Source organism: Streptomyces sp. S6, assembly GCF_054880855.1.
Genome location: NZ_JBTYMC010000584.1, coordinates 1 through 1,882 on the forward strand (window position 1 = coordinate 1; position 1,882 = coordinate 1,882).

2 protein-coding genes are annotated in these 1,882 nt (G+C 74.8%); both read left to right on the forward strand.

What is annotated here, in order from left to right:
• A partial coding sequence (locus ACVNF4_RS35490; RefSeq protein ID WP_461806957.1) for an SDR family oxidoreductase occupies nt 1-836 on the forward strand: 836 nt, incomplete at its 5' end.
• 73 nt (nt 837-909) lie between these two features.
• Nucleotides 910-1,882 (forward strand): beta-ketoacyl [acyl carrier protein] synthase domain-containing protein (locus ACVNF4_RS35495; RefSeq protein ID WP_461806958.1); only part of this gene is annotated, 973 nt, incomplete at its 3' end.

The following is a 1,882-nucleotide window of genomic DNA, read 5'->3' on the forward strand; positions in this document are numbered from 1 at the left end:
CCGTCGTCCTGCTGGCGGGCGGGGCGCGGGGGATCGCCGCGCAGTGCGCCGTGACACTGGCGCGTGCCTCGCGGTGCCATCTCGAACTGCTGGGCCGTACGCCCGCGCCGGACGGGCCGGAGGACCCGGCGACGGCCGCCGCGCACACCCCGGCCGAGCTGCGTGCCGTCCTGGCCGGGCGGGGCGCCGGCACTCTCGCCGAGATCGGCCGGGAGGCCGAACTCCTGCTCGCGCAGCGGGAGATCAGGGCGACACTGGCGGAACTGACCGCGCTGGGCAGTGCCGTGCGGTATCGCAGCGTCGACTTCCGGGAGTCCGACGCCGTGTTGCAGGCGGTCAAGGAGATCCACGCCGAGCACGGGCGGCTGGACGGTGTGGTGTACGCGGCCGGGGTGATCGAGGACCGGCTGATCGCCGAGAAGAGCGCCGAGTCGTTCCGCCGGGTGTACGCGACGAAGGCGTCCGGCGCGCACGCGCTGCTGACGGCGCTGGAGGAACTGCCGAGCGGGCCGTCGTTCACCGTGCTGTTCGGCAGCATCTCCGCGGTCCTCGGCAATCGGGGGCAGGCCGACTACGCCGCCGCCAACGACGCGCTGGAGGCGCTGGGCGCGGCGTGGGCGGCGCGTACGGGGTGGCGGGCGCTGACCGTGCACTGGGGGCCGTGGGCGCCCGACGTCTCCCACGGGGGCATGGTGGGGCCGGAGTTGGCGCGGGAGTACGCGCGGCGCGGGGTCGGGCTGATCGACCCCGAGGAGGGAACGGCCGCGCTGCTGCGGGAGTTGGCGTGGGGCGATCCGTCGTTGACGGCGGTCGTGCACACGGCCTCGGGCTGGTGACGGGGTGGACCTCAGAGAACCCGGGGACAGAGACGATCTGACCGTCCGTCAACTTCCGGTCGCCGTCGTCGGGATGTCCGTCCTGTTCCCCGGCGCTGCGGACCTCGACGCCTACTGGCGCAACCTCCGGGACGGCGTCGACGCGATCGGCGCCGTGCCCGCGGACCGCTGGGACGCCGACTACTACCACCCCGGAACCGCCACCGAACCGGCCGTCGCGGACCGGGTGTACTGCCGGCGCGGCGGATTCGTGGACGGGCTCGCCGAGGTGGAGGTGACCCGGTTCGGGGTCATGCCGGCGTCGGTGAGCGGCACCGAACCGGACCAGTTGATCGCGCTGCACGTGGCGGCGGCGGCCCTGGAGGACGCGGGCGGGGCGGGACGGCTGCCCGACCGGCAGCGGGTCGGGGTCGTCCTCGGCCGGGGCGGATACCTCACGCCCGGCCTGGTCCGGCTCGACCAGCGGGTGCGCACGGCCGGGCAACTCGTGCGCACGCTCGGGGAGTTGATGCCCGAGCTGTCCGACGGGCAACTGGGGCGGGTGCGGGAGGCGTTCACCGAGCGCCTCGGTCCCGACAGTCCCGAGGCGGCGATCGGGCTGGTGCCCAACCTCGCGGCGTCACGAGTCGCGAGCCGGCTGGACCTGCGCGGGCCCGCGTACACCGTGGACGCGGCGTGCGCGTCGTCGCTCGTCGCGGTGGACCAGGCGGTGAACGAACTGTCCTCCGGACGCTGCGACTTGATGCTCGCCGGGGGTGTCCACCACTGTCACGACATCACGTTGTGGAGCGTCTTCTCCCAACTCCGCGCGCTCTCCCCCACCGAGCGCATCCGGCCCTTCCACCGCGACGCCGACGGCATCCTCATCGGCGAGGGCACCGGGGTCGTCGTCCTCAAGCGGCTGGCGGACGCCGAGCGGGACGGCGACCGGGTGTACGCGGTGATCCGGGGCACCGGGGTGGCGAGCGACGGGCGGGCGTCGGGGCTGGTCAATCCGGACCCCGGCGGGCAGGCGCGGGCGGTGCGGCAGGCATGGCGGGCCGCCG